The organism is Pseudomonas sp. TREG-RG-20F-10-E-6-01, from assembly GCF_022662455.1.
Lineage (GTDB): Bacteria > Pseudomonadota > Gammaproteobacteria > Pseudomonadales > Pseudomonadaceae > Aquipseudomonas.
The window spans coordinates 1-26,200 of record NZ_JAKNQP010000017.1; the positions used below are offsets into that span (position 1 = coordinate 1).

Annotated in this window: 21 protein-coding genes and 2 pseudogenes; 14 read left to right on the top strand and 9 right to left on the bottom strand. The window is 58.7% G+C overall.

The window, feature by feature from the left end; genetic code table 11:
* Together L8K08_RS27770 and L8K08_RS27775 are read left to right on the top strand one after the other, a co-directional pair.
* Window positions 1-99: pseudogene (locus L8K08_RS27770) on the top strand (EamA family transporter); the annotation flags it as partial.
* Window positions 100-341: 242 nt separating this feature from the next.
* Window positions 342-2,084 (top strand): hypothetical protein, encoded by a 1,743-nt coding sequence (locus L8K08_RS27775; RefSeq protein WP_242201402.1) that lies wholly within the window; start codon window positions 342-344, stop codon window positions 2,082-2,084.
* A 39-nt stretch (window positions 2,085-2,123) separates the two neighbouring features.
* Here L8K08_RS27775 and L8K08_RS27780 read toward each other — a convergent pair whose 3' ends face one another.
* The gene (locus L8K08_RS27780) at window positions 2,124-3,665 is read right to left on the bottom strand and encodes a phosphoenolpyruvate carboxykinase (RefSeq protein ID WP_145159806.1); all 1,542 of its coding nucleotides are present in this window, start codon (window positions 3,663-3,665) and stop codon (window positions 2,124-2,126) included.
* A gap of 179 nt (window positions 3,666-3,844) precedes the next feature.
* On the bottom strand, window positions 3,845-4,747 hold the full coding sequence (gene hslO, locus L8K08_RS27785) for an Hsp33 family molecular chaperone HslO (RefSeq protein WP_242201403.1): 903 nt from the start codon (window positions 4,745-4,747) through the stop codon (window positions 3,845-3,847).
* A gap of 125 nt (window positions 4,748-4,872) precedes the next feature.
* Between hslO and L8K08_RS27790 the strand changes: the two genes are divergently transcribed.
* A complete protein-coding gene (locus tag L8K08_RS27790) occupies window positions 4,873-5,676 on the top strand; it encodes a phosphatase PAP2 family protein (RefSeq protein ID WP_242201404.1) in 804 nt (267 codons plus the stop codon).
* A 134-nt stretch (window positions 5,677-5,810) separates the two neighbouring features.
* Here L8K08_RS27790 and L8K08_RS27795 read toward each other — a convergent pair whose 3' ends face one another.
* A complete protein-coding gene (locus L8K08_RS27795) occupies window positions 5,811-6,218 on the bottom strand; it encodes a S4 domain-containing protein (RefSeq protein ID WP_053255749.1) in 408 nt (135 codons plus the stop codon).
* Between the two features lie 116 nt (window positions 6,219-6,334).
* Between L8K08_RS27795 and L8K08_RS27800 the strand changes: the two genes are divergently transcribed.
* Genes L8K08_RS27800 through rimK form a run of 3 tightly spaced genes read left to right on the top strand, consistent with a single transcriptional unit; the run spans window position 6,335 to window position 8,512 of the window.
* The gene (locus L8K08_RS27800; RefSeq protein ID WP_242201405.1) at window positions 6,335-7,114 is read left to right on the top strand and encodes an EAL domain-containing protein; all 780 of its coding nucleotides are present in this window, start codon (window positions 6,335-6,337) and stop codon (window positions 7,112-7,114) included.
* A 13-nt stretch (window positions 7,115-7,127) separates the two neighbouring features.
* Window positions 7,128-7,610 carry an ATP-dependent zinc protease gene (locus tag L8K08_RS27805; protein WP_094950878.1) on the top strand — a complete coding sequence of 161 codons (483 nt, stop codon included), beginning with the start codon at window positions 7,128-7,130 and terminating at the stop codon, window positions 7,608-7,610.
* Window positions 7,607-8,512 (top strand): 30S ribosomal protein S6--L-glutamate ligase, encoded by a 906-nt coding sequence (rimK, locus tag L8K08_RS27810; protein ID WP_025855543.1) that lies wholly within the window; start codon window positions 7,607-7,609, stop codon window positions 8,510-8,512. Before L8K08_RS27805 ends, rimK begins: the two co-directional genes overlap by 4 nt.
* Before the next feature lie 143 nt (window positions 8,513-8,655).
* Here the strand turns inward: rimK and L8K08_RS27815 are convergent, their stop codons facing one another.
* Both L8K08_RS27815 and ompR read right to left on the bottom strand, forming a co-directional pair.
* Entirely contained in the window at window positions 8,656-9,969 is a 1,314-nt protein-coding gene (locus L8K08_RS27815; protein WP_145159800.1) for an ATP-binding protein, read from the bottom strand.
* 116 nt (window positions 9,970-10,085) lie between these two features.
* On the bottom strand, window positions 10,086-10,826 hold the full coding sequence (gene ompR, locus L8K08_RS27820) for a two-component system response regulator OmpR (RefSeq protein WP_053255745.1): 741 nt from the start codon (window positions 10,824-10,826) through the stop codon (window positions 10,086-10,088).
* A 357-nt stretch (window positions 10,827-11,183) separates the two neighbouring features.
* Here ompR and L8K08_RS27825 point away from each other — a divergent pair, with 357 nt between their 5' ends.
* The 8 genes and pseudogenes from L8K08_RS27825 to L8K08_RS27860 form a co-directional block, all read left to right on the top strand.
* Entirely contained in the window at window positions 11,184-13,508 is a 2,325-nt protein-coding gene (locus L8K08_RS27825; protein ID WP_119738198.1) for a Tex family protein, read from the top strand.
* On the top strand, window positions 13,508-13,891 hold the full coding sequence (locus L8K08_RS27830) for a PaaI family thioesterase (RefSeq protein ID WP_242201406.1): 384 nt from the start codon (window positions 13,508-13,510) through the stop codon (window positions 13,889-13,891). Before L8K08_RS27825 ends, L8K08_RS27830 begins: the two co-directional genes overlap by 1 nt.
* A 214-nt stretch (window positions 13,892-14,105) precedes the next feature.
* Complete coding sequence (gene gshA, locus L8K08_RS27835) at window positions 14,106-15,689, top strand: glutamate--cysteine ligase (RefSeq protein ID WP_242201407.1); 1,584 nt, start codon at window positions 14,106-14,108, stop codon at window positions 15,687-15,689.
* Window positions 15,690-15,936: 247 nt separating this feature from the next.
* Window positions 15,937-16,911 carry a taurine ABC transporter substrate-binding protein gene (tauA, locus tag L8K08_RS27840; protein ID WP_242201408.1) on the top strand — a complete coding sequence of 325 codons (975 nt, stop codon included), beginning with the start codon at window positions 15,937-15,939 and terminating at the stop codon, window positions 16,909-16,911.
* 18 nt (window positions 16,912-16,929) lie between these two features.
* Window positions 16,930-17,709: a taurine ABC transporter ATP-binding subunit gene (tauB, locus tag L8K08_RS27845; RefSeq protein WP_064450187.1), complete on the top strand. Its 780-nt coding sequence runs from the start codon at window positions 16,930-16,932 to the stop codon at window positions 17,707-17,709.
* Window positions 17,706-18,542 carry a taurine ABC transporter permease TauC gene (tauC, locus tag L8K08_RS27850; RefSeq protein ID WP_242201409.1) on the top strand — a complete coding sequence of 279 codons (837 nt, stop codon included), beginning with the start codon at window positions 17,706-17,708 and terminating at the stop codon, window positions 18,540-18,542. The genes tauB and tauC overlap by 4 nt, the downstream gene beginning before the upstream one ends.
* Window positions 18,543-18,553: 11 nt before the next feature.
* Window positions 18,554-19,390: a taurine dioxygenase gene (gene tauD / locus L8K08_RS27855; RefSeq protein ID WP_242201410.1), complete on the top strand. Its 837-nt coding sequence runs from the start codon at window positions 18,554-18,556 to the stop codon at window positions 19,388-19,390.
* 340 nt (window positions 19,391-19,730) lie between these two features.
* Window positions 19,731-19,817, top strand: a pseudogene (locus tag L8K08_RS27860) (taurine dioxygenase); the annotation flags it as partial.
* Window positions 19,818-20,097: 280 nt separating this feature from the next.
* On the opposite strand, the gene mgrA reads toward L8K08_RS27860, so the two are convergent.
* The 4 genes from mgrA to epsC form a co-directional block, all read right to left on the bottom strand.
* The gene (mgrA, locus tag L8K08_RS27865) at window positions 20,098-21,135 is read right to left on the bottom strand and encodes an L-glyceraldehyde 3-phosphate reductase (protein ID WP_145159786.1); all 1,038 of its coding nucleotides are present in this window, start codon (window positions 21,133-21,135) and stop codon (window positions 20,098-20,100) included.
* Window positions 21,136-21,243: 108 nt separating this feature from the next.
* Entirely contained in the window at window positions 21,244-22,593 is a 1,350-nt protein-coding gene (locus tag L8K08_RS27870) for an OprD family outer membrane porin (RefSeq protein WP_145159784.1), read from the bottom strand.
* 168 nt (window positions 22,594-22,761) lie between these two features.
* The gene (gene betT, locus L8K08_RS27875; protein WP_178119672.1) at window positions 22,762-24,723 is read right to left on the bottom strand and encodes a choline transporter BetT; all 1,962 of its coding nucleotides are present in this window, start codon (window positions 24,721-24,723) and stop codon (window positions 22,762-22,764) included.
* Between the two features lie 414 nt (window positions 24,724-25,137).
* Window positions 25,138-26,064 carry a serine O-acetyltransferase EpsC gene (gene epsC, locus L8K08_RS27880; protein ID WP_242201411.1) on the bottom strand — a complete coding sequence of 309 codons (927 nt, stop codon included), beginning with the start codon at window positions 26,062-26,064 and terminating at the stop codon, window positions 25,138-25,140.
* Between the last annotated feature and the right edge of the window lie 136 nt (window positions 26,065-26,200).

Below are 26,200 nucleotides of genomic sequence, written 5' to 3' on the forward strand. Positions count from 1 at the left end.
ATTCTTGGGTTTGTGTTTTTCAAAGAGAGGCTGAGCATTACGCAATTGATTGGCGTAGCACTGGTATTGTCAGGAGCAATGACTCTGCACTTAACGTAGCCAAAAAATATCGCAGGAACCTTGGCTTCTCAAATTTTCGCTCCTACGTCCTAAGCAAGCTCAAATCCGCGCTTGACCTTTTTAACGCGCAAACGAGAAAAAGATGGCAAAAAGCCTCCTGGTCGGTTTAGCTAGAGCTGAACGGTGGCGAAATCGACATCCAACTGAAATCCATCAGCGCTTTTCAGTAAAGGTTATACGGATCCGCCTAATCTAACTGAAATTCGGATAAGGAAATCAAAATGGCTGAAGAACAAGAGATAAACCTAACACTAAACAATATTTCTCCCTTCTTCCAAGTTTTGGTTTTCGAAAAAGAAAAATACAATCGGAAGATATTCGACGAATATCTTTCGAAAAGAATTGAAAAATCAAGCTCCAAAAAAAAGACTATAAGCATCGAATGGTCGAGCAGCACAAAAAGTGTCCTTGCATATCTAATATCTTTCAAAGAGCTTCCAACTTGGATAGATGACATACAAGCCCTATCCAATAAAACAATTTCAAAAATAGAGAATACTGAAAACGCTCTAATACTGATTGATGACTCTCAATCACATCTATATATACACACCACAAACCGCAAGCTGGAAGAAATAATTAAAAGCGTAGTATACGAAGATATAGACGAAAGAAAAGTCGACATAAAAAAGATATATCACGCACTGACCGAGACTGATTTGAATATAAAAATGCTGGGCATACACAACACCTTCGGCGCAGGTGGAACGGCAGCTGAAGCAAAATCCTACTCGGGAAAAGACGCACGACTTTCGTTAACACCATCTTTTGATTCAGGTTATAGTTTCAGTTACTGCTTAGGTGCGCAAACCAATGAATTTGGCGATAGCAAAGTATTCGGTTGTTCTGCTAGTAGAAGAAAGTTCTGGGGCACATGGACCGATGGAATCATATCATTTTCTAACCAGTGCAAAAATATTGAAGATGCTCTAACAGCAGACAACAGTGGTGAATTCATAAAAACATTGGTTAGTCCGATAGAAGTAGAAAATCCAGAGCTATTGGAGCCATTGAGCTTTTATCTAGACTATATTGTTCCGCGCAAAGGTATTGTCATTCTAGAAATTAATAAAAAATCCCTAACTGACTGGTATTGCACAATACTCGGAAAAAACCAAGTCAGCATCGGTGACAATATAAACTCCATCACACTAGACATTGAAGAGATCTCAAACAGTTCAATTAAAATTAGCTATGCGGATCAAAACAAAAAAGCTTCTGTAATAATCGCAGAAGATGGAGCACCATTTGAAAAAAAGAAAAGATTTGACCTAGTCGACTTTCTCAAATCAGAAGAAAGCTTCACAATAATATTCGAGGAAGGAGTCGCATTTAGGGAAAATTCGTTTTGGAAGGACAACAGACTGCAAACCACATTCACAAAAGATATATATCATGACATCAGCTGGGACATGATTGATATCCGAAAAGAAGACAGCCCCTCCGATCTAAAAGGTCATATTTCTATCGCAACCCGAACAGAAGAATATCTGACCGAGCAAATTCTAAACTACAAAATTATTGCGATAATAAAAGACGGTGGAGCAAATGAAATTTCTGACCATTTAGTCATATGCGAAGATAAAATCATGCTAATTCACGAAAAGTACTCATCCTCAGAGAATGTCGGCCTGAGAATTGACGATCTCCAAGTCGTATCATCACAGCTTATAAAAAACATTAAATATCTATTCCCCGGGGCTCACTCGGCCCGAGCCGAACGTCTTCTAAAAAATGCTGTATATCTCAATCCAGCTTGTAAAACTGAAAAAGACCTAATAGCCTCCATCACAAGCGCACTCACAAATATGGACGCTCAAAATGAATGCTGGATAGTTCAACCGGGCATATCAAAGGAAAAATTAATTAATGCCCCCCAGAACAAAGCGCATATCTTGCTATCGCACCTCTCAAGCATTTGTTCATCTAACAACACTATTTTCAAACTATTCTGCAGCAAATAAAAAATCGCCCAAAAGGGCGATTTTTTAAGCGTTTAACTTCTACAACTTCGGCCCGGCCGCCTTGATCGCGTCGCTCACTTCAAACTTCTTGAAGTTCTCGATGAACAGACCCGCCAGCGCTTTCGCCGCTTCGTCGTAGGCAGCCTTGTCAGCCCAGGTGTTACGTGGGTTCAACAGGCCAGTCTCAACGCCCGGTACGGCCAATGGCACGTCGAGGTTGATGGTGTCCAGGTGTTCGGTCTCAGCGCCGATCAACGCGCCGCTCTGGATCGCTGCGATCACGCCGCGAGTGGTCGGGATGTTGAAGCGTTTACCGACGCCGTAGCCGCCGCCGGTCCAGCCGGTATTGACCAGGTAGACCTTGGAGCCGAAGCCGCGCACGCGCTTGATCAGCAGCTCTGCGTACTCGCCGGCCGGGCGCGGGAAGAACGGCGCGCCGAAGCAGGTGGAGAAGGTCGACTTGATGCCGCTGCCCGAACCCATTTCGGTCGAGCCCACCAGCGCGGTGTAGCCGGACAGGAAGTGGTAGGCCGCTTGTTCTTCGCTGAGGATCGACACGGGCGGCAGTACGCCGGTCAGGTCGCAGGTCAGGAAGATCACCGCGTTTGGCTCACCGCCCAGGTTCTTCTCGGAACGCTTGGCAACGTGCTCCAGCGGGTAGGCGGCACGGCTGTTCTGGGTCAGGCTGACGTTGGTGTAGTCGGCGTGCTTGGCATCGTCGATCACCACGTTTTCGAGCACGGTGCCGTGCTTGATGGCTTTCCAGATAACCGGCTCGTTCTTCTCGGAGAGGTCGATGCACTTGGCATAGCAACCGCCTTCGATGTTGAACACCACGCCTTCGCCCCAGCCGTGTTCGTCGTCACCGATCAGGTAACGGCTTTCGTCGGCGGACAGGGTGGTTTTACCGGTGCCCGACAGACCGAAGAACAGGGTCACGTCGCCTTCTTCGCCGATGTTGGCGGCGCAGTGCATTGGCAGCACGTCAGCAGCCGGCAGCAGGAAGTTCTGCACCGAGAACATGGCTTTTTTCATTTCACCGGCGTAACGCATGCCGGCGATCAGGACTTTTTTCTGTGCAAAGTTGAGGATCACGCAACCGTCGGAGTTAGTGCCGTCACGCTCTGGTACACATTCGAAATTGGCCACGTTAAGCACTTGCCACTCATCACGGCCGGCCGGGTTGTACTGAGCCGGGTTGATGAACAGGCAACGACCGAACAGGTTCTGCCAGGCAGTCTGGGTGGTCATTTTCACGGGCAGGTAGTGGTCTTCTGCAGCCCCTACGTGAACGTGGGAAACGAAATGCTCTTGCGCGTTGTTGAACGCCTCGACGCGAGCCCACAGCGCATCGAACTTGTCGGCTGGGAACTTGCGGTTGATCGGGCCCCAGGCAATGGCATCCTGGGTGGTAGGCTCTTCAACGATGAAGCGGTCGACCGGAGAACGGCCGGTACGGTGACCGGTTTCTACGACCAGCGCGCCGGTATCGGCAAGCACGCCTTCACCGCGCTGCAGGGCTTCTTTGACCAGATCGTCAACACTCAGATCGGTGTATACGGCGTTATTGGCTTGCGTCATGAGGTTCCCCGTCGGCCTATGGCCGAGTGCTCCAAACGTTTTGTAGTAGAAAGTTGCGCACTACTACCGCGAAAAAAGTGGGCCGGATTATGCCAGAAAAGCCCAAAAAGAGTAGGGCCCTCCCGTCAGAACTGCGCTAATCCGGCATTTGTCAGGTGATTTACCTGTGCTTAAACGTTTTAGTGGCGGGTGTCGGAAGGGGTGTCGATGCCTGCGCCGGCGAATAATTGGGCTACATCGGCGGCATCGAACAGGTAACGCTGATTGCAGAACTGGCAGTCGATCTCGATATTGCCACCGTGTTCCACCACCAGATTCTGCGCATCTTCCAGGCCCAGGCTGACCAAGGCATTCGCCGAACGCTCGCGCGAGCAGCTGCAACGGAAGCGCAGGCCCTGTTGGTCGAACAGGCGCACGGCCTCTTCGTGGTACAGGCGATGCAGAATGGTTTCGTTGTCCAGGCCCAGCAGCTCTTCAGCAGTCAGAGTGCCAGCCAGGGCGGTCAGCTTGCGCCAGCTGTCGGTGCGCTCGTCGTCGTCCTTGATGCGGTCGGCCGGCAGTTGTTGCAGCAGCAGGCCACGGGCGCGCTTGCCGTCGGCATTCAGCCAGAACTTGGTGCCGACCTGCTGAGACATCACGAAATAGTTGGTGAAGCAGTCCGATAGGGTTTCGCCGTCGAGATCGACGATGCCCTGGTAGCGCTGGCCTTCCGTCGGGTCGACGGTGATTGCCAGTACGCCGTTGGCCATCAGTTCGGACAGCGTGGCGTCCGGCGCGATCAGGTCGGCGTCGTAACGGGCCAGGCCGCGAATTTCGCGCTCGCTGGAGCACTCGATCATCAGCATCGGCACCGGGCCTTCGGAACGCGCCTGCAAAATCAGCAAACCGTCGAACTTCATGGTGCCCACCAGCAGCGATGCCGCCGCCATCAGCTCACCAAGCAGCTGCGCAACCGGCTCCGGATAGGGATGCTTGGCGAGGACTTCGGCATAGCTGCGCTCCAGCGAGACCAGTTCGCCGCGGGCGTCGTTCTCGTCGAAGATGAAGCGTTGGGTGAAGTCGGTATCCGGTAGATCAGTCATAGGTCTGGGTATCTGAATTGATGACAAAATGATTACAAGGTTTATAAAATTAAACGCTTTAGCACCATCTTGGTGCGGCTTTCTCCTGGAAACGGAGAGCTAAATAGAGCGAAGAGGAACAGTTTATGAACAATCCGGGTTTGTTCCAAGCCAAGTGGAACCTCCGGCGATGGGCACTGTGCAATCTACTCGCTATCGGACTGCTGTGTTTTTGGCTGTGGCCCACGGGCCAGATGCTGTGTGTAATTTTCGACGAATGGCTGTTTCACCTGCTCAATGACCCGCTGGCGAGTCATTCGACCTGGCTGCATGTGTGGGCCGTGGCCAGTCTGCGACCATTTGACGCGGTGGTCGGCGTGATTTTGCTGACGTTGCTGATTCGCGGAGATTGGGTGTTCAGGGCGATTGAAGTGCGCCAGGCATTTTTCGGCTTTTTCGGGATTCTGCTGCTGTTGCTGTTCATCCGCATGCTGTTTTCCAAACTCGCGGCGCAGATGGGCTGGCAGCACAGCAGCCCGTCGATGGTGATCAGCGGGGCGATTCATATGAGTGACTATTTCCCTGGTCTGGAAAAAACCTGGGAGTTGAAGGACCGTTCGAGCCAGAGCTTCCCCGGCGATCACGCGTCGGTATTGTTGATCTGGGGCATGTTCATGACGGTGTTTGCCAAGCGCATCGGCCAGGTGCTGGTGATCTGGGGCTTGGCCCTGTTGTTCATGATGCCGCGGCTGGTGGCCGGCGCGCACTGGGGGCAAGACGATTATATCGGCGGGGTATTGCTGGCCCTGTTGGCGCTGGGATGGGGGTATTACACGCCGTTTGCGGCGAAGGTGTCGAATGGGTTGCTGCGACTGACGGCGCCAATCTTCGGTTTGCTCGGTAAGCTGCCGGTGATCGGGCGATTGAGCGTCATACGCACTGCCGCCTGACGAAGTAGATTCATGTAGGAGCTGGCTTGCCTGCGATAGCGGTGGGTCAGTGACGGAAAGACTGGCTGGCCTGACGCTATCGCAGGCAAGCCAGCTCCCACATTTGATCTCCATTGACCTGGAGATGTGCGCTGTCAATCATCATTACCACTGCCGCGAAACTTGAACAAATCGCGACGCTGCTTCTTGCTCGGCTTGCCATCGGTCGTCATACCGGTAGCCCCGGCCTTGCGCATGGCGGCCGCGTTTTCGCGTTTGGCGATACTGGCCTCGGTTTCGGTGTACAACGCCTGCGCTTCGGGCGCGCCGCGGCGCACAACGGACAAGGCTTGCACCACGACGGTCTTCTCATCAAACCCTGCCCGAATCTGCAGCTCATCACCGACGCGCGGCTCCTTGCCCGGCTTGCAGCGTTCACCGCGATGGTGCACTTTGCCGCTTTCGATAGCGGCTTTGGCCAGGGCACGGGTTTTAAAGAAGCGCGCTGCCCACAGCCACTTGTCCAAACGGACTTTTTCTTCCTCTTCCTGCTTTTGAGCCACTTGAATTCCTCGCTCTGAAAAATGTCGCAACTTTACCGTTGAAGCCCTTCGACGCATAAACCCCAACGCTCACCTAAGATACGCCAGGCACCACCCTGTTTTTGCGAGGATACGCCGTGACCGACTTCCCCATTTCACTCACCTCGCCAAATCAGCGTTGCGTGGGTTGCCAGCAAAGCGAACCCCTGGGTTTCGATTTCGCGTTCGCCTATCAGCCTATCGTAGATCTTCGAGACCATTCGATCTTCGCCCACGAAGCGTTGGTGCGAGGCCCGCAAGGCGAAGGCGCGCTGTCGGTGCTGGGCCAGGTCAACGCAAGCAACCGTTACCGCTTTGACCAGCGGTGTCGTACCCAAGCGATTGCCGGGGCCGCTGCCTTGAGTATGCAAACCCATCTTTCGATCAATTTCATGCCCAATGCCGTGTACCGGCCCGAGCTGTGTATTCGCAGTACCCTGGAGGCGGCCCGCGCGCACAACTTTCCGCTGAACCAGCTGATTTTTGAAACGCTGGAAAGCGAGCACGTAGATAACTATCGCCATTTGACCAATATTCTGCGTGAATACCGCGAATTCGGCTTCAAGACCGCCATCGACGATTTCGGTGCGGGCTATTCGGGGCTGAACCTGCTGGCCGATTTCCAACCTGACCTGATCAAACTCGACATGGCGCTGATTCGCGATGTCGACAAGGATCGTGTCCGTCAGGTAATCGTCCAGGGGATTGTCACAATCTGTGAGCAGTTGGGCGTTACTGTCATTGCCGAAGGCATCGAAAGTGCCGGCGAGCGCGACTTCCTGTCCGACTGCGGAATATTTCTGATGCAGGGTTACTGGTTCGCCAAGCCTGCATTCAAAGCCCTGGCCGAGGTTTCACCACAGGCCTGGGCGAACTGATCGGTTACCCATATTGAAGACATTTGACCATTTGACCGTTGTGGGTCTGCGTGAGTGGGTGGCACTTCCCGACTTGGGAGTGGCTGGCCTGCGCGCAAAGATCGACACCGGTGCCAGTACCTCGAGCCTGCACGCCACCGATATCGAGCCATTTGAGCGCGACGGTGAGAAGTGGGTGCGCTTTACCGCGCACCTGGGCAGCGTGGTGCAACTGCGTCACCGCCGCTGCGAGGCGCCGGTGGTGACGATGAAAACTATCAAGAGCTCTAACGGCCATGCGCAGGTGCGCTATGTGATCAGCACCACCCTCGCGCTGGGTGATCGGGTGTGGCGAGTGGAGTTCACTCTCGCCTGTCGCAAGGCCATGCGTTACCGCCTGTTGCTGGGTTCCAAGGCGCTGATTGACGGCCATTTGGTGGTCAGTCCAGGCGTCAAGTACGTTCAAGACAAGCCGGTGTTCCCGGTCTCTACTATTTCTGCCCCAGGTGCTGCATGAAGATTGCTGTGCTGTCGCGAAACCCGCGTCTGTATTCCACCCGCCGCCTGGTTGAGGCCGGCACCGAACGTGGCCACGAAATGGTGGTGATCGACACGTTGCGTGCCTATATGAACATTGCCAGCCACAAGCCGCAGATCCATTACCGGGGCAAGCCGCTGGAAGGCTTTGATGCGGTGATCCCGCGTATTGGTGCCTCGGTGACGTTTTATGGCTGCGCGGTGTTGCGCCAGTTTGAAATGATGGGCGTATTCCCCCTCAATGAATCGGTAGCCATTGCCCGTTCGCGCGACAAACTGCGTTCATTGCAATTGCTCTCGCGGCGCGGTATCGGCCTGCCGGTGACCGGCTTTGCCCACTCCCCCGATGACATTCCCGACCTGATCGACATGGTCAACGGCGCACCGCTGGTGATCAAGGTGCTGGAAGGCACCCAAGGCATCGGCGTGGTGCTGTGCGAAACCGCGACCGCTGCCGAATCGGTGATCGAGGCATTCATGGGCCTCAAGCAGAACATCATGGTGCAGGAATACATCAAGGAAGCCGGCGGTGCGGACATCCGCTGCTTCGTGGTGGGCGACAAGGTAATTGCGGCAATGAAACGCCAGGCCAAGCCGGGGGAATTCCGCTCCAACCTGCACCGTGGCGGCAGCGCCAGCCTGATCAAGATCACACCGGAAGAACGCATGACCGCGCTGCGGGCGGCCAAAGTGATGGGGTTGGCGGTAGCGGGCGTGGATATCCTGCGCTCCAACCACGGGCCACTGGTGATGGAAGTGAACTCATCGCCGGGCTTGGAAGGCATTGAAACCACCACCGGCAAGGATGTGGCGGGCATCATCATTCAGCATCTGGAAAAGAATGGTGGGCCGAATATGACGCGCACCAAGGGCAAGGGCTGATACGCGGCAAGCGTTGCCACCCTGCAAAAACAATGTGGGAGCGGGCTTGCTCGCGAAGGCGGAGTGTCAGTCGATTAATTTATTGACTGGTCTACCGCATTCGCGGGCAAGCCCGCTCCCACATTTTTGATCTTTGTTGTTTGTTAGACAGCGTCCCTGGGCAGCATCAGCCCCAACGGCAAGCGCACCCGTGCTTCCAGGCCACCGTCCGGCCGGTTGCGCAGTTCAACATTGCCGCCGTGCATTGAAGCAATCCGCCGCACAATCGCCAATCCCAAGCCCGTGCCCTTGCCACCCCGGGCACGGTCACCACGGGTGAACGGGTTGAAGATGCCTTCCAGTTCCGCCGGGTCGATCCCCGTACCGCGGTCCATCACACTCAACACCACATAAGGCGCAGTACTGTCGCCGGACACATACGCCGCCACTTCCACATCGGAACCGGCATGGTGCAAGGCGTTGCCGATGAGGTTGTTGAGCAGGCGTTTCATCGACACCCGCCGCAAGGCAAACGGCTGAATCGGCTCCAGGCGCATGCGTACCTGTTCGCCGTTCTGGTTGTAGGGCGCCACCACCTCACGCACCAGATCCGTCAGGTCGACTTCCTCGACCACTTCGTCGCGGCCATCACGGATAAACGCCAGGAACTGATCGAGAATCGCGTCCATGTCTTCGATGTCACGCACCATGTCATCCGTGAGGTCGTTATGGTTGCCCATCAACTCCAGGGACAACCGCAACCGTGTCAACGGTGTGCGCAGGTCGTGAGACACGCCCGCCAGCATCAGCTCGCGTTCGCGCCCGGCCTGTTCAACGTCTTCCGCCATCTGGTTGAAGGCGCCATACACTTCGGTCATCTCACTGGGCGTATCGCTGACCGGCAGGCGCACACTGCGCCCCTGCCCCAGTTGGCGCGCGGCAAAGACCAGGCGTTTGAGTGGCTGGTTGAGCTGGCGCACGAAAATCCAGGCGGATGCCGTTGAAAGCAGGCCAATCGCCAGGAACCAGCCCAGCACGTTCCAGATCTTCTGCCCCCGCAACGGGTGCGGGTAAAGCGGCACTTTGATCCACGCGTCGCCCAGGCTCGGCGCCCTCACCCACAGCGCAGGCGAAACATGCATGCGCAATCGCACCTCGGTGTCGTCCCCCAGCTCAGCCTGCATCTGGCGCTGATAAATCTCGCTGTAGGGCCAATGCTGCTCGCCTTCAGGTACACCGGCGCCGTCGACTCTAATCAGCGTCGATGCCTTGGCCACCTTTTCACGGTTTTCGGGATCGACGGCCCAATAGGCACGAAGCGTCAGGGCGACGCCGTGGCTGTACTGCCGATCCACCAGCACGTCTTCGTTCATCAACAGATAAACCAGCGTCAGTGCCTTGGAAAACAGGACGACGATCAGCACCAGCCAAAGGGTGCGGGAAAAGAAACTTTGCGGGAACCACAACGGGGTTTTCATAGGAAACGGCTGGACACCTTGCAGAAACGAGCGGCGCTCGCAGAATTGCCGACGCCGGGCATCCCGTTGACTCTCATGGAGTCAAACGACGGATGCCCGCGCCTGCAAATCATCGGTCACTTGGTTGCGGTGCCATCCGGCACGAACACATAACCCACACCCCACACCGTCTGGATATAGCGCGGCTTGGACGGGTCCGGCTCGATCATGCGGCGCAGACGGGAAATCTGCACGTCGATGGAGCGCTCCAAAGCATCCCACTCCCGGCCACGGGCCAGGTTCATCAGTTTGTCGCGCGTCAGCGGCTGGCGCGCGTTCATCACCAGGGCCTTTAGCACGGCGAACTCACCGGTGGTCAGCATGTGCACTTCTTCGCCACGCTTGAGCTCACGGGTGGCCAGCGACAGTTCATAGTCGCCAAAGGTGACGCTTTCGTCTTCGCTGCCTGGCGCGCCGGGTACCGGGGCTGCCTGACGGCGCAACACGGCTTTGACCCGGGCCATCAGCTCGTCCGGGTTGAACGGCTTGGCCAGGTAATCATCAGCGCCCAGCTCAAGGCCCTTGATGCGGCTCAGCTCATCGCCCTTGGCGGTAAGCATGATGATGGGAATCTGGTTGTTCGCACCGCGCAGGCGTTTGCATGCGGTGAGGCCGTCTTCGCCGGGCAGCATCAGGTCGAGTACGACCAGATTGAACACTTCGCGCCCCAACAGGCGGTCCATCTGCTCGGTGTTCGGCACCGCGCGGGCACGGTAGCCCTTGGAGTTGAAAAAACGCTCCAGCAGGCTGCTCAGCCCCGGATCGTCATCAACGATGAGAATTTTTTCGCCTTCAGCAGTTTGTGCAGTGCTGCTCATTAGATGCTCCTCTTATCTCGGCGCGCATTATGGCGTAGCTGCCGTTATACGCACCGTGTGCATTGTTAGCAGATTTTTCCTCTACCGCCAGCGAACGCGCCCCCTGCAACCTTTGGCGCAATCCCCCCCCAGCTGCAGAACGCTGGTTATAATGCGCCGCCTTTGCGCTGAGCAATGTCAGACTTTACTGCTTGCTGCCTCGCTATTTTTTACCGCGACGGGCAGCAATTTTCCGATTTCGAGGGTCAACAGGCTGCCTTTTGACCCAGGTAGCGGCGCCAGTCGGGCCGCTCAACCAGCCTTGCAACGCCTTGTTTTCCGGGCCTGCGAGCTGCTTTCAGAATTTCAGGTGGTTTTATGGACAGCATCAACAGCCGCATCGCCGAGGAACTCGGCGTACGCCCACAACAGGTCGAAGCGGCCGTCGCTCTACTGGATGAAGGCTCCACAGTGCCCTTCATCGCCCGTTACCGTAAAGAAGTGACCGGCAGCCTCGACGACATCCAGCTGCGGCACCTGGAAGAGCGCTTGCGCTACCTGCGAGAACTCGACGAACGGCGCATCAGCATCCTCGCCAGCATCGAGGAACAAGGCAAGCTGACCCCGCAACTGGAACGCGACATCAAACTCGCCGACACCAAGACCCGCCTCGAAGACCTTTACCTGCCGTACAAACAGAAGCGCCGCACCAAGGGCCAGATCGCCCTGGAAGCCGGCCTGGGTGACCTGGCTGACGGCCTGTTCAACGACCCGTCGCTGACCCCGGAAACCGAAGCCGCGCGCTTCATCAACGCCGAAAAAGGCGTCGCCGATGTCAAGGCGGCCCTCGAGGGCGCCAAGTACATCCTCATGGAGCGTTTTGCCGAAGACGCCAACTTGCTGGAAAAACTGCGTAACTACCTGAAACAGGAAGCCACCCTCAGCGCCCGCGTCATCGCCGGCAAAGAAGAGGAAGGCGCCAAGTTCCGCGACTATTTCGAGCACGATGAACCGCTCAAGAGCATGCCGTCGCACCGCGCACTGGCCATTTTCCGCGGCCGCAACGAAGGTATTCTCAGCTCCGCGCTGAAGGTCGGCGACGAGCTGCCGGGCACCATGCACCCGTGCGAAGGCATGATCGGTCAACAATTCGGCATCCAGAATCAGAACCGTCCGGCGGACAAGTGGCTCGGTGAAGTCGTGCGCTGGACCTGGAAGGTCAAGCTTTACACCCACCTGGAAACCGACCTGCTCGGCGAGCTGCGCGACGGCGCCGAAACCGAAGCGATCAATGTTTTCGCCCACAACCTGCACGACCTGCTGCTGGCCGCGCCGGCCGGCCCGCGTGCGACCCTGGGCCTCGACCCGGGCCTGCGCACCGGCTGCAAAGTGGCCGTGGTCGACGCCACAGGCAAGCTGCTGGACCACGCCACCGTGTATCCGCACGTGCCGCACAACAAGTGGGACCAGACCCTCGCTATCCTCGCTGCGCTGTGCGCCAAGCACGCCGTGGACCTGATCGCCATCGGCAACGGCACCGCCAGCCGGGAAACCGACAAGCTGGCCGCCGAGCTGATCAAAAAATACCCAGCCATGAAAATGACCAAGGTCATGGTCTCCGAGGCCGGCGCGTCGGTGTACTCGGCGTCGGAACTGGCCTCCAAGGAATTCCCGGACCTCGACGTATCGATCCGTGGCGCCGTCTCCATTGCTCGCCGCCTGCAAGACCCGCTGGCCGAGTTGGTGAAGATCGACCCTAAATCCATCGGTGTCGGCCAGTACCAGCACGATGTGTCGCAGCTGAAACTGGCACGCGGTCTGGATGCGGTGGTGGAAGATTGCGTGAACAAGGTCGGCGTGGATGTGAACACTGCTTCGGTCGCGCTGCTGGCCCGTATTTCCGGCCTCAACTCCACGCTGGCGCAGAACATCGTCACCCACCGCGACGAAAACGGCGCGTTCAAAACCCGCGCTGCGCTGAAAAAAGTCGCACGCCTGGGCGAAAAAACCTTTGAACAGGCCGCCGGCTTCCTACGCGTAATGAACGGCGACAACCCGCTGGACGCTTCGGCGGTTCACCCGGAAGCCTACCCGCTGGTACAGCGCATTGCTGCCGAGACCGACCGCGACATCCGCTCGCTGATCGGCGACGCCGCGTTCCTCAAGCGCCTGGATCCAAAAAAGTACACCGACGAAACCTTCGGCGTGCCGACCATCACCGACATCCTGCAAGAGCTGGAAAAACCTGGCCGTGACCCGCGTCCCGAGTTCAAGACCGCCGAGTTCCAGGACGGCGTCGAAGACCTCAAGGACCTGCAACTGGGCATGATCCTCGAAGGCGTGGTCACCAACGTGACCAACTTCGGCGCGTTTGTGGACATCGGCGTGCATCAGGACGGTTTGGTGCATATCTCCGCGCTTTCGGAGAAGTTCATCAAAGACCCTCGCGAAGCGGTGAAAGCCGGTGATGTGGTCAAGGTCAAGGTCATGGAAGTCGACATTCCACGCAAACGCGTTGGCTTGTCGATGCGCATGAGCGACACCCCCGGCGAAAAAATCGACGGTGCCCGTGGCGCTCGCCCAGGCTCGGCGCCACGCCAGTCGCAGAACAACGCACCGCGCAAAGAAACCGCCACCGCAGCGCCTAGCAACAACGCGATGGCGTCGCTGTTCGCCAATGCCAAACAGTTGAAGAAACGCTGATGGAAATCCCGACCGGTTTGACCCAGAGCGCGTTCAGCGAGCTGATCGGCTGTCGCCTGCAACGCCTGGACGAGGGCGTTGCCGAGGTGGCCCTGACCCTGGAGCCGCAGCTGCGCAACCGTGCAGGCAAGCTCCACGGCGGGGCGATTTTCAGCCTGGTGGACATCACCATGGGGCTGGCCTGTTCCAGCTCCCATGGCTTCGACCAGCAGAGCGCGACCATCGAGTGCAAAATCAACTATATCCGTGCCGTGTCCGACGGCGACGTGCTGTGCACCAGCCGTGTTATCCACGCAGGTCGACGCACGTTGGTGGTTGAAGCAGAGGTGTATCAGGACGACAAACTGGTCGCAAAAGCACAAGGCACATTCGCTGTCCTATAGCTCCCCGCCCTCGATTTGAGTTAATTTCGGCGCTGCGACAACAGCGTCGGAATTTTCTTGCTGCGCTATAGCCCAATTCATGGAGTGAAGTAGGCTTTTTCAAAGCGGGTCAAATCGACTCAAAACCAGGCGATAACGCCAGTTTTAACTTCACCCTTGTAGACCGTCCTGCCCACCCCCATATTGGGGCGACTGACGCGTGAAGGAATCCAACTTGAGCGAACTTCTCAACCGCCGCCTGGCCCTGCTCGGCAAGCGCGAACACCTCTCCCTGCTAGAGCAATGCTTGCACGGCATCGAGCGCGAATGCCTACGCGTCACGGGTGAGGGTCGCCTGGCACAAACGCCGCACCCCGAAGCCCTGGGCGCCGCGTTGACCAACGAATTGATCACCACCGACTACTCGGAATCGCTGCTGGAGTTCATTACCCCAGCCCTGCCCAACCCGGCCGATACCCTGAGCAGCCTGGACAAGATCCATCGCTTTGCCTACAGCAAACTCGGTAGCGAGTACCTGTGGAGCCCGTCGATGCCGTGCCCATTGCCGGCCGAGGAAGATATTCCGATTGCCTACTACGGCACCTCCAATATCGGCCAGCTCAAATACGTTTACCGCAAGGGCCTGGCCCTGCGTTACGGCAAGACCATGCAGTGCATCGCCGGCATTCACTACAACTTTTCCCTGCCGGAGCAGTTGTGGCCGTTGCTCAAGGAAACTGAAGGTTTCGTCGGCACCGACCGCGACTACCAGTCCACGGCCTACATTGCGTTGATCCGTAATTTCCGTCGCTACAGCTGGCTGCTGATGTACCTGTTCGGTGCCTCGCCAGCGCTGGACGCCGGGTTCCTGCGCGGTCGCTCGCACCAGTTGGAAGTGCTGGACGCCGACACGCTGTACCTGCCGTACGCCACCAGCTTGCGCATGAGCGACCTGGGTTACCAGAGCAACGCCCAGGCCGGCCTCACGCCGTGCTACAACGACCTGGCGAGCTACACCGACAGCCTGCGCGAAGCGGTGGCAACGCCCTACGCGCCCTACGTCGAAGTCGGTACCCATAAGGACGGTGAGTGGGTTCAGCTCAACACCAACATCCTGCAGATCGAAAACGAGTACTACTCCAACATTCGCCCCAAGCGCGTGACCTACACCGGCGAGCGCCCCATCCAGGCGCTGGTGGCCCGTGGCATCCAGTACATCGAAGTGCGTTGCCTGGACATCAACCCGTTCCTGCCGATGGGTATCGACCTGCCGGAGTCGCGCTTCCTCGACGCGTTCCTGCTGTATTGCGCACTGAACGACAGCCCGCTGTTCGCCAACAACGAGTGCGGCAATGCCACCTCCAACTTCCTCAGCGTGGTCAAGGAAGGCCGCCGTCCGGGCCTGCAATTGCAGCGTCAGGGCCAGCCTGTGGACATGAAGGAATGGGCCACCGAGCTGCTGGAGCAGATTGCGCCGTTGGCGGCGTTGCTGGATCAGAGCCATGGCATTACCGAGCACAGTGAGGCGCTGGACGCTCAGCTGGCGAAGGTCAAGGATCCGTCCCTGACGCCGTCGGCCCAAGTGTTGGCAGCGATGGCCGAGCGCAAGGAAAGCTTTGCGCAATTCTCCCTGCACCAGAGCGAGGTGCACGCCGAGCATTTCCGTAAAGAGCCGCTGCCAGCCGACGAGCAGGCGCGTTTTGAAGAACTGGCGCGCACGTCGCTGGCGCAACAGGCGGAACTGGAGCAGAACGAGGTCGGCGACTTTGATGTGTTCGTCGGGTCGTACCAGGCGAGCATCCTGGCGATCAGTAACTAACTGAAGCCGAACCCGGCTCAACATGTGCGGGGCTTGCCCCCGATAGCAGAGTGTCAGTCACCCATCAGTGATTGATCTACCGCCATCGGGGGCAAGCCCCCTCCCACATTTGCCCTCATCTGATTGAATACCTGAGTTCACTCTTCTTCTAATAAGCTAATTCGAAAAAGTTATTTATTTTCGAGTTCTTAGATCATTTAGTCTCCTCACACGCCGACCCTCGGCCGCCTGATTGAGGAGCTTCCCCTTGAAACTGCTTACCCCTCTGCGCCTCTTGGCTGCATTGTCCCTGGCCGGTGCCAGCCTGTTTGCCCAGGCGGCAGATGTCACCATCGCTTATCAAACCACCGTGGACCCGGCGAAAGTCGCCCAGGCCGACGGCGCTTACGAAAAAGCCACTAACGCCAAGATCGACTGGCGCAAATTCGACAATGGCGCCGACATCATCGCCGCCATCGCCTCCGGCGACGTGCAGATCGGCTACCTGGGTTCCAGCCCGCTGACCGCTGCTGTTACCCGCAAAGTCCCAGTGGAAACCTTCCTCGTCGCCACCCAGATCGGCGGCGCCGAAGCCTTGGTGGCGCGCAATGGTTCGGGGATCAACAGCCCGCAGGACCTGATCGGCAAAAAGATCGCCGTGCCGTTCGTGTCCACCGGCCACTACAGCCTGTTGGCCGCGCTGAAGCACTGGAACATCGACCCTTCGAAAGTGACCATCCTCAACCTCGCGCCACCGGCCATCATCGCCGCCTGGAAGCGCGGTGACATCGACGCCACCTACGTGTGGGACCCCGCCCTGGGCGTGGCCAAGGAAAACGGCAAGGTGCTGATCACCGGCGAACTGGCCAAGTTCGGCGCGCCGACTTTCGATGCGTGGATCGTGCGCAAAGACTTCGCCGAGAAACACCCGGAAATCGTCACCGCTTTCGCCAAAGTCACGCTGGACGCCTACGCCGCGTACCGCAAAGACCCACAAGCGTGGCTCGCCGACACAGGCAACGTCGACAAGCTGGTCAAGCTTTCCGGCGCCAAGGCCAGTGACATCCCACTGCTGCTGCAAGGCAACGTCTACCCGCTGGCCGCTGATCAGGTGACCCTGCTGGGCGCCCCGACCACCAAGGCTGTGACCGACACCGCCGCGTTTCTCAAGGAGCAAGGCAAAGTCGACGCCGTGCTGCCGGACTACGCCCCTTACGTCAGCGCCAAGTTCATCACTCACTGATTCAAGGAGTTCATTGCGATGGCCTTGCTACAACTGGAGCGCATCAGCGCACAGTACCCAGGCGCCACAGAACCGGTACTGTCTGATATTTCACTGGACCTTGGGCCCCAGCAATTGCTGGTGGCCCTCGGCCCGTCCGGCAGTGGCAAGACCTCGCTGTTGAACCTGATTGCCGGTTTCGTCGAACCCTCTGCCGGGCGTATCACCCTCGACGGCGTGCCGGTCAAAGGCCCCAGCGCCGAGCGCGGCGTGGTGTTCCAGGACGACGCTCTGTTGCCCTGGCAAGACGTGCTCGCCAACGTCGGCTTCGGCCTGGAGCTGGCTGGCGTGCCCAAGGCACAACGCGAAGTACGCGCCCGGGAAATGCTCGCCCTGGTCGACCTGGCCGGCTTCGACAGCCGCCGTATCTGGCAACTGTCCGGTGGTCAGAAACAACGTGTGGGCCTGGCCCGCGCCCTGGCAGCTGACCCGCGTGTGCTGCTGATGGACGAACCCTTCGGCGCCCTCGATGCCTTCACCCGCGAACAGATGCAGGAACTGCTCCTGCAAGTCTGGCGGCGCACGGCCAAGCCGGTGTTCCTGATTACCCACGACATCGAAGAGGCGGTGTTCCTCGCCACCGATTTGATCCTGTTGGCGCCCAACCCGGGCCAGATCGTCGAGCGCCTGCACCTGGACTTCGGCCAGCGCTACGCCGCCGGTGAATCGGCGCGCGCGATCAAGTCCGACCCACGCTTTATCGAAACCCGCGAACACGTGCTGGGCAAAGTGTTCTCGCAACGGCAGGTGTCCGCATGAGCAGTTACGAACTCCCCGCCACCGCCGCCAAGCCGGTGGCTCACGCCGTTATTCCGGTGCGTCGTAGCCTGAGCACACGCGGGATCAGCGTGCTCACTTTGTTTGCCTTGTTGGCACTCTGGTGGGCGGTGACTGCTACCGGTTTGATCGAACCGCTGTTCCTGCCACCACCGTCCGCCGTGCTGCAAAAAGGCTGGCTGCTGGCGACCACCGGCTACATGGATTCCACCTTGTGGCAGCACTTGGGCGCGAGCCTGCAGCGCATCGGCCTGGGGCTGGGTTTTGCGGTGCTGACCGCCGTGCCGGTGGGCATTGCCATCGGTGCCAACCGTATTGCGCGCGGCATTCTCGATCCGCTGATTGAATTTTACCGGCCGATTCCACCGCTGGCTTATCTGCCGCTGATCGTGATCTGGTGCGGCATCGGCGAGCTGTCCAAGGTGCTGCTGATTTACCTCGCGATCTTCGCGCCTATCGCCATCGCCACCGCGACCGGCGTGCGCACCGTCGACCCGGCCAAGCTGCGGGCCGCGCAGTCGTTGGGCGCCACCCGTGCCCAATTGATTCGCCACGTGATCCTGCCGAGCGCCCTGCCCGACATCCTCACCGGTGTGCGCATCGGCCTGGGCGTAGGCTGGTCGACCTTGGTTGCGGCCGAGTTGATCGCCGCCACCAGCGGCCTGGGTTTTATGGTGCAGTCGGCGGCGCAGTTCCTGGTCACCGATGTGGTGGTGCTGGGGATTCTGGTGATCGCCCTGATCGCCTTCGCCATGGAAATGGGCCTGCGTGCCCTGCAGCGTAAATGGGTGCCCTGGCATGGCCAGGCACATTGAGTGAGAAGAGCATGAGCAGCCTGACCGTTACGCCATTAAGCACCGCCCTGGGCGCCCAGATCAGTGGCGTCGATATCACCCAGCCGCTGAACCTGGAACAGCGCGACGCCATCGAGCAGGCGTTGCTCACCCACTCGGTGCTGTTCTTCCGTGAACAAGCCGTCACCCCACAGCAACAGGCGCGGTTCGCGGCAAATTTTGGCGACCTGCACATTCACCCGATTTACCCCAACGTGCCGGAGCAGCCCGAAGTGCTGATCCTGGATACCGCCGTGACCGACGTGCGTGACAATGCCGTATGGCACACCGACGTGACCTTCCTGCCCACGCCGGCCCTCGGCGCGGTGCTCAGCGCCAAGCTGCTGCCGGCGTTTGGTGGCGACACGTTGTGGGCCAGTGGCATTGCGGCGTATGAGGCGCTGTCGGCGCCGTTCAAGCGCTTGCTCGATGGCCTGACCGCCACACACGACTTCACCAAATCCTTCCCGCTGGAGCGTTTTGGCAACACCGCCGAAGACCTGGCGCGCTGGGAAGAAACCCGCAAGAAAAACCCGCCGCTGTCGCACCCGGTAGTGCGCACGCACCCGGTGAGTGGGCGCAAGTCGCTGTTTGTCAGTGATGGGTTTACCACCAAGATCAATGAGCTGGAGCCGGCCGAAAGCGAAGCGATTTTGAAGCTGTTGTTTGCTCATGCGACACGGCCAGAGTTCACCATCCGCTGGCGCTGGCAGGAGAATGACGTAGCGTTCTGGGACAACCGCGTGACCCAGCATTACGCGGTCGATGACTACCGACCACAACGGCGGGTGATGCACCGCGCAACGATTCTGGGCGACGTTCCCTTTTAAGCCAGGCACAACCTTCATCGACTGACCCACCGCCATCGCGGGCAAGCCCGGCTCCCACAGTGATCGAGTCGTAGCGAATAAATTTGCCACGCTGAAGAGCAAAAATGTGGGAGGGGGCTTGCCTGCGATAAAGGGGCACCAGCCACAAAATTCATCACTGACCCACCGCCATCGCGGGCAAGCCCGGCTCCCACAGTGATCGAGTCGTGGCGAATAAATTTGCCGCGCTGAAGAGCAAAAATGTGGGAGGGGACTTGTCCCTGATAGCGCTGGGTCAGTCAACTGGTCACCTGGCTGACACCGTCATCGGGGGCAAGCCCCCTCCCACATTGACCCGGTGCTATCAGGTTATTCAGCGGTCGATGACTACCGGCCGCAGCGGCGAGTGATGCACCGCGCGACGATTCTGGGCGACGTTCCCTTTTAAGCCAGGCACAACCTCTGCATCCATGAAGATCAACAATGTGGGAGCTGGCTTGCCTGCGATAAAGGGGCACCAGGCACCACATTCATCGACTGACCCACCGCCATCGCGGGCAAGCCCGGCTCCCACAGGGATCGAGTCGTAGCGAATAAATTTGCCACACTGAAGAGCAAAAATGTGGGAGGGGGCTTGCCCCCGATAGCGCTGGGTCAGTCAACTGGTCACGTGACTGACACCGCCATCGGGGGCAATCCCCCTCCCACATTGACCCGACGCTATCAGGTTATTCAGCGGTCGATGGTTTTTCCCACAGGTTGATCCCGCCTTCCTGGGCAAACCGATCGATCTCCGCCAGTTCCTCGGCACTGAAGCTCAAGTTCTGCAGCGCCCCGACGTTTTCAATGATCTGCTCCGGCCGGCTTGCACCGATCAGCGCACTGGTCACCCGTGGGTCACGCAGGGTCCAGGCCAGCGCCAGTTGCGCCAGGCTCTGGCCGCGACGCTTGGCGATTTCATTCAGCGCGCGCACGTGGGCGATGTTGGCTTCGGACAAGTGCTTGGCCTGCAGCGAACCACCCCCTGGACGATTAACCCGCGCATCCGCCGGCACGCCGTTGAGGTACTTGTCGGTGAGCAAACCCTGGGCCAGCGGCGTGAACGCAATCACCCCGGCACCGAGTTCTTCGGTGGTGTCCAGCAGGTCTTTTTCCACCCAGCGATTGAGCAGGTTGTAGGCCGGTTGGTGGATCAGCAACGGCACTTTCCATTCTTGAAGCAGCGCAGCCATCTCGCGGGTTTTCACGCCGGAATAAGACGAGATACCGATGTACAGCGCCTTGCCTTGTTGCACGGCAGTGGCGAGGGCGCTGGCGGTTTCTTCCAGCGGCGTGTCGGCATCAAAACGGTGGGAGTAAAAAATATCCACGTAGTCGACGCCCAGGCGTTGCAGGCTCTGGTCCAGGCTCGCCAATACGTATTTGCGCGAACCGCCACCCTGGCCGTAAGGGCCGGGCCACATGTCCCAGCCGGCTTTGCTGGAGATGATCAGCTCGTCGCGATAGTGCTTGAAGTCTTCGCGCAGCAAACGGCCGAAGTTGATCTCGGCGCTGCCGTAGGGCGGGCCGTAGTTGTTGGCCAGGTCGAAGTGGTTGATGCCCAGGTCGAACGCGGTGCGCAGCAACGCGCGCTGGGTGTCGATCGGGGTGCTGTCGCCAAAGTTGTGCCACAGCCCCAGGGACAGTGCAGGCAGCACCAATCCACTGCGGCCTACGCGGCGATAAGGGATAGATTCATAGCGGTTTTCGGCAGCAATGTACGTCATCGAATCCTCTCTGGGCTTAGGGCAAATAAGGCCTGGGAATAAGGTTATTCCCAGGCCTTTTAAGCCACTGAATCGCTTAACTATGCCCGTCTCTTTTACAGCAATTTCCTACCAAAGTGGAACGACGTAGCTGACATAGAATCGGTTTTCATCTTGCACAGTGGCACCGGTAATGTCAGGGCTGGCGTGGGCATTTTTCCAGGTTACGCCCAGGCCCTTGAGGGTACCGGTGGGTACTTGGTAGGCCACCGCGATGTTGCGTTCCCATTCGCTGGTGTCGCCCTGCGCAGTGCGGATGTCATCGCCGTGGGCATAGGCGGCAGAGAATGTCAGGCCGGTGAGGCCCAGCTTGCCGAAGTCATATTTGTACTGCGCCAGCCAGGTACGCTCGCCGGCGTGCTGGAATTTGTTCAGCTGCATGTTGGTCAGCGCCGGCGTGTCCGCACCTGAACCTGGGCCCTGGCGTGCGTCACCACTGTTCAGGCCCGAATCCAGGTACGGGAAGTCGCTGTCGCCGCTGTTTTTCTGGATACCGAGGCCAACGGTATGGCCGTCCAGGCTGTAGCTCTCCAGCAAGCTGGCGGTGGTCTGGTTGATGCGGCCTTTGCTGGTGCCGTCACCGTAGAGGCCGGCCCCGGCGAAGTCTTTGTCGCCATCGGCGTTGGCGCCCACACCCAGGCTGCGGAACACGCGCACGTCGGTGTCGAATGCACCCACGGCCACCGCGTCATGACGCTTGGCGCCGAGGAAGAACTGCTGGTAGTAATCCTCAAGGTTGGAATACCACAGGCTGACGGTGGTGTTCTGAATGCCGGTGTAGTCCGCACCGCCGAACAGGAAGCGGTCGCTTTCTTTGGTGCCACCGGCAGTGATCATGCCTTGGTCGCCGGTTTCGTTGCGGATCTTGGTCTTGAAGATATCGCCGCCGGTGAAGGTGAAATCGCTAAGGTCCTTGGACACCAGTTGCACGCCAGTGTTGGTCTGCTGGTAAAGGCGCCCGTCGGTGTTCGCCAACACCGGATTGTTGCCGTACAGCGTGCCCACGCGCAGCTCATCCTTGGCAAAGCGCATCTTGAACGTGGGGCTCAGCACGCCAAACTGGTCGGCGGATTTGCCGTCGTCCAACGGGAACATGCTGCCGGGGTAGCGGCCCTGGTGATCCTTGTCATTGAGGTCACCACCGGAATCCAGTTTCAAGCCATAGAAGGCCTGCAGATCAAGGCCAAAACCAACCGGCCCATCGGTGTAGCCCGACTTGAAGTTGAACTCGAAACCCTGGCCCCAATCACGAATGCTGTGGGCCTTGGCGTTGCTGTTCACCACATCACGCCCTTGCTGGTTGAGGTAGCGGTTGAGCAAGGTCACATCGGCGTGGCTGTCGTCGATAAAATCGGCGTGGGCGGACAGCATAAAGCTCGCCATGGCGACACCCACCACGGGGCTTATTAACGTCTTCATTGTTACCGGTCTCCGTCACTGTTCTGAAATGAAAGCGTCAAACGCTTCACACAATTACGCAGTGGCCAGATGACAGTTGCGCGTCAAAGCGCGGCTTCAACGAATGAAATTAAATTTAAGAAAGCCCCGTAGAACGGGGCTTTGCGGGCTTTTTTTGGTGAGAGGGAACTAGCGCACCAAGTGCAGGAACTGCAGGTGCCGCTCATACTGGTCGAGGATGTCGTTGATGATCTGCTCCTTGGTGTAGCCCACCAGATCGTAGTCCTGACTGCCCTCGCTCAAGTGCACTTCCGCCCGGTAGTAACGGCGGTTGTTGAGCTGCTTGGAGCCCATGCCGCCGCGCGCAAACGACGGCGTGAAATAGCCACGCATCTGCACTTGATACACGAACGGATGCTCTTCGCCGTGGCCGATTTCCAGGCTGACGCTGTCGTTGGACGGGTCGGGCTGGGTGACGACGCTGAGGCCTTTTTCGACAAACACCGCCGTCACTTCTTCGATCGCCGGGCGCACGGTGGTTTCAAGGAACCGGTACACCTCATCGCGCGACGGAAAATGCACCGCCTGGCTCAGGCGCTGGCGCCAACCGCCTGTGCCCTTGCGTGAGCCCGATACCGGCGCCAGCGAATGCAACTGGGCAATCTGCTTTTGCGATTCGAGGTGGAACGCCTTGTGCAGCCCCCACATCATCAGCAGCAGGATCAGCGAGAACGGCAACGAGGTCAGCACCACCGCCGATTTGAGCGAATCGATGCTGCCGGCGAACAGCAAGGCACTGGTGACCAACGCAGTCATCGCGCCCCAGAACACACGCAGCCATTTAGGCCCGTCTTCATCGGCGTTACCGCCTTTGGACGACAAGGTCGACAGCACCACGGTGCCGGAGTCGGCCGAGGTGACGAAGAACACGAAGCTGATGAACACCGTGACCGCGATGACCGTCTTGCTCCACGGGTAGGTTTCCAGCAGCAAGTAAAGGCTCATCGACGGGTCATCGATGGCCGACTGGCCGAGGGCGGTCAAGCCGTGGTTGAGCACTTGGTCGATGGCGCTGTTGCCGAAGATCGACATCCACGCCAGGGTAAAGCCCAGCGGGATCAGCAGCACGCCGAACACGAACTCACGGATGGTGCGCCCGCGGGAAATACGCGCGATGAACAGGCCCACGAACGGCGACCATGCAATCCACCAGGCCCAATAGAACACCGTCCAACCGCCCAGCCAGTCGCTGGGTTTGTCGTAGGCGTACACATCGAAACTCTTGGTCGGCAAGGCGCCGAGGTAGTCGCCGATGTTCTGGATCAAGGTGTTGAGCAAGTGCTGGGTAGGCCCGGCGAACAACACAAACAGCAGCAGCGCGCAGGCCAGCAGCATGTTGATGTCGGACATCACCCGCACGCCCTTGTCGACACCGGAAACGGCGACGAGGATCGCGGCGCCCATCATCAGCGTGATCAGGCCAACCTGAATCCATTGGGTGTGGGCAATGCCGAACAGGTAATCCAGCCCGGAATTGAGGTGCAACACGCCAAAGCCCATGTCGGCGCCCAGGCCAAACACGGTGGCGATGATGCCGAAGCCATCCACTGCGTAGCCGATGGGGCCGTTGATGCGTTTGCCGATCAGCGGGTACAGCGCCGAGCGCAGCGCCAGCGGCAGGTTATGCCGGTAGGCGAAATACGCCAGGGCCATGCCAACAAACGCGAACACGCCCCAGCCGTGCAGGCCCCAGTGCAGAAACAGGATCTGCATGGCCTGGCGCGCGGCATCGGCGTTCATCGGCGCGCCTTGAGGTGGCTGCACCAGGTGCGTCAGCGGCTCGGACACGCAGAAGAAGAACAGCGTGATGCTGATCCCGGCCGCGAACAGCATGCCGGCCCAGGACAGGTAGCTGAATTCGGGCTCGTCGTGGTCGGCACCGAGTTTTATCTTGCCGTAGCCCGATAGCGCGGTGACCACCACGAAGACCAGATACAGCGTCATCGCGAGCATGTAGTACCAGCCGACCGTGTTGGCCGCCCAGTTTTGCGCGGCCAGCAGCCAGGCACCGGCCTGTTGCGGGATAGCGATGACGGTGATGCCAAATAGCAGGATGAAACTGGCGGCAAAGTAGAAAACGGGCGCATTCATGCGCACCATGCCGCTGGATGGGGTGGACGATGCACTCATGAACGATGCACCCCTAGGGTATGGGATGTGGCTGTAAATAACGGACTCAGCAAAGGTAAGCCTCCTGTTGTGAGCGGGCAGCGAACCACCGGTTTAACTTGAACGAACATTCAAGTTAAACATGAATAGGCGGTTTGGGACTAATCGCAGGGCTGAGTGGTAGGTCATTCCTACACTAGCTCAGGGATTGGTATGACGGGTGCGCGAGGTAAATCGTTCAGCGATTTCCGCTTTAAGTACGGCTCAAAATTGGAATGCAGTCAAAAATGTGGGAGCGGGCTTGCTCGCGAATGCAGTGGGTCAGCAACATATCCCGTGACTGACACTCCGCCTTCGCGAGCAAGCCCGCTCCCACAGGGGATTTATGCTGACTCTCTATTTCTGCGCCCCATCCTCATGCTGCAAATTCGCCTGCGTGATATTCGCCCCCGCCGGCACACTGCGGGTCAGCCACACGTTGCCGCCAATCGTCGAGCCCTTGCCGATGGTGATCCGCCCCAGAATCGTCGCCCCGGCGTAGATCACCACATCATCTTCAACAATCGGATGGCGTGGATGGCCCTTCTGCAACTGCCCGTCCTCATCTGCCGGGAAGCGCTTGGCGCCCAACGTCACTGCCTGATAAATGCGCACCCGCTCGCCGATGATCGCGGTTTCGCCAATCACCACACCCGTCCCATGATCGATAAAGAAACTCGGGCCGATCTGCGCGCCAGGGTGAATGTCGATACCCGTGGCCGAGTGCGCGATCTCCGCGCTGATCCGCGCCAGCAGCGGCAGCCCGGCGCGGTACAGATGGTGCGCCAGGCGATGGTGAATCACCGCCAAAATCCCCGGATAGCACAACAGCACTTCATCCACACTGCGCGCGGCCGGGTCGCCGTGGTAGGCGGCCAGCACGTCGGTGTCCAGCAGGCTGCGCAGCGACGGCAGGGCCAGGGCAAAATCCTGGATCAGACGGATCGCCAGGGCATCGACCTCGCCGTCATCCTTGCCGCCCTGGCGTGCGGCGTAGCGCAGCTCCAGGCGCGCCTGGCCGAGCAGGGCATTCAAGGCGACGTCGAGGGTGTGGCCGACGTAAAAGTCTTCACTTTCTTCACGCAAGTCCACCGGCCCCAGGCGCATCGGGAACAACGCGCCGCACAGCGACTCAAGAATCTGCGCCACGGCCTCGCGCGACGGCAATTCGCGGCCGCCGTGCTCGCCACTCAAGCGGCCATTGCGCGTTCGCCACTGGTCCCGGGCGCTGCGCAGCTGGCTGACGATGGTCTGCAATTGCCAATGGCTGGAACGCTCACTCACGGTATTCACTCCTGACGAATTGCCCATCACTTTACGGTATGCACCCAGACGGCCCTTAAGAACCAATGGTGTGATGCTAAGAACTAACCGACATAAGCGATTGGCGGTTGCCGGTCGAAAAGTGCCTGCCTATAGT